The 2,115-nt window shown below is 74.4% G+C and carries 2 protein-coding genes; both read left to right on the top strand.

The window, feature by feature from the left end:
• The coding region (locus tag L2I40_RS22320; RefSeq protein ID WP_237217514.1) for a sensor histidine kinase at positions 1–876 on the top strand (876 nt) is incomplete at its 5' end.
• Positions 877–1,118: 242 nt separating this feature from the next.
• Positions 1,119–2,115: trypsin-like peptidase domain-containing protein (locus L2I40_RS22325; protein ID WP_237217516.1), on the top strand; the 997-nt coding region annotated here is incomplete at its 3' end.

Raw genomic sequence — 2,115 nt, forward strand, 5'->3', positions numbered from 1 at the left:
CTGGTCGCGGGCGCGCTCGCCGTGCCCGTCGCGCTCGGCTTCGGGCTGCTCGCCGCGCGCGGGCTGCAGCACCGCCTGCGCCGCGCGACGGAGGCCGCCGACGGCGTCATGCAGGGCGACCTCGCGCGCCGCCTGCCGGTGATGGGCAGCGACGACGAGTTCGACCGCCTGGCCGGAACGGTGAATGCGCTGCTCGCGCGGCTCGAGGCGGTGATCGAGGGCATGCGCCAGGTCACCGTGGACGTCGCGCATGACCTGCGCGGGCCGTTGTCGCGGCTGCGCCAGCGGCTGGAGGCCGCGCTCGACCGTCCACGCGACGCGACGGCGGACACCGCGGAGCTGGAGGCCGCGCTGGCCGAGCTCGACACCGTGCTGTCCACCTTCACCGCGCTGCTGCGCATCGCGCAGCTCGAAGCCGGTCCTGCGCTGACGCGCGAGGCGCCCGTCGTGGATCTCTCGGCGCTCGTGACGACGCTGGCGGAGGCCTATGGCGTGGTCGCGGAGGAAGCCGGCAAGTCGCTGGCGGTGGAGGTCGCACCGGACCAGCGCGTGCGGGGCGATGCGGCGCTGCTGCGGCAGATGCTGGCGAACCTGCTCGACAATGCGATGGCGCATGGCGGGGCGCGGCTGCGCGTCGTGCTGCGCGCCGGCCCGGTGCTGGAGGTGAGCGATGACGGCCCCGGCATCCCGGCGGAGGAGCGCGAGCGTGTGCTGCGCCGCTTCTACCGCCTGGATCGCAGCCGCGGCACGCCCGGCAGCGGCCTCGGCCTCGCCCTCGTCGCCGCCGTCGCGAAGCTGCATGGCACCGCGCCCATGCTGTCCGACGCCGCGCCCGGCCTCCGCGTCACAGTGGACCTGCGCGGCGCACAGGCGTGAAAGAAGTGCTGGCGACCCGGCACCGCCGGGCCGAGGCCGCGAATGCGGCCCGCGCACAATGAGGCAGTGCCGCAGGGTGCGCCTGTGGCCTGCGCGCAAGCCAAGCGCGCGGACGCGCGCGCCGGCGTTTGAGGCGCCCGAATACTGAAACTCATTTCAGCTTCGGGTTCCGGACCTTTCAGCGACGCATCGCCATCCTCTGCCCCACGCGCTTCCGCGCAGCGGGAGCACAGGAGAGCGAGATGACCACGACCCCGACCGCCACCCCGATCCGCAGCCGCGCGCGTGCCGCGCTGCTCGGGATCCTGCTCGGCACCACCGCGCTGACCGGCTTCGCCGTCGCGCAGGCCGTACCCGACACGGCCGCCCCGGCCGTGACACTCACCCGCGCTGCGCCCGCCGCCGGCTTCGCCGATCTGGTGAAGGCCGTGCGTCCCGCGGTCGTGACCGTCGTCGCCACCGACATCGCGGCCCGCGCCGGCATGCCGAACATGCGCCCGGGGCGCGAGCGCGGCGCGCGCAGCATGGGCTCGGGCTTCGTCATCGACGCCGGCGGGTTCATCGTCACCAACAACCATGTGGTCGAAGGCGCGCAGCGCCTGACCGTGAAGCTCGACGACGGGCGCGAGATGCCGGCGCGCCTCGTCGGCCGCGACCCGCGCACCGACATCGCATTGCTGAAGGTGGAAGCCGGCGCGCCGCTGCCCTTCGTGCGGCTCGGCGACAGCAGCAAGGCGGAGGTCGGCGACTGGGTGGTCGCGATGGGCAACCCCTTCGGCCTGAGCGGCACCGTCACCACCGGCGTCGTCTCGGCGACCGGGCGCGACATCGGCGCCGGCCCCTATGACGACTTCATCCAGGTGGACGCGCCGATCAACCAGGGTAATTCCGGCGGTCCGCTCTTTGCGCAGGACGGCACGGTGATCGGCGTCAACACCGCGATCTTCAGCCCGACGGGCGGGTCGGTCGGCATCGGCTTCGCGGTGCCGTCGAACTTGGTGAGCCGCGTGGTCGCGGACCTGCGCAGCACGGGCACGGTGGAGCGCGGCTTCCTCGGCGTCTCCACCCAGGCGGTGGACAATGCCATGGCGTCGGCGCTGAAGCTCGGCGAGACCCGCGGCGCGCTGGTCGCCGGCGTGGAGCGCGACGGCCCGGCGGCGAAGGCGGGGCTGCGCCCCGGCGACGTGGTGACGGCGGTGGCCGGGCAGCCAGTGCGCAACCCGCGCGACCTGGCGCGCG

The organism is Falsiroseomonas oryziterrae, assembly GCF_021864505.1.
Classification (GTDB): Bacteria; Pseudomonadota; Alphaproteobacteria; order Acetobacterales; family Acetobacteraceae; genus Falsiroseomonas; species Falsiroseomonas oryziterrae.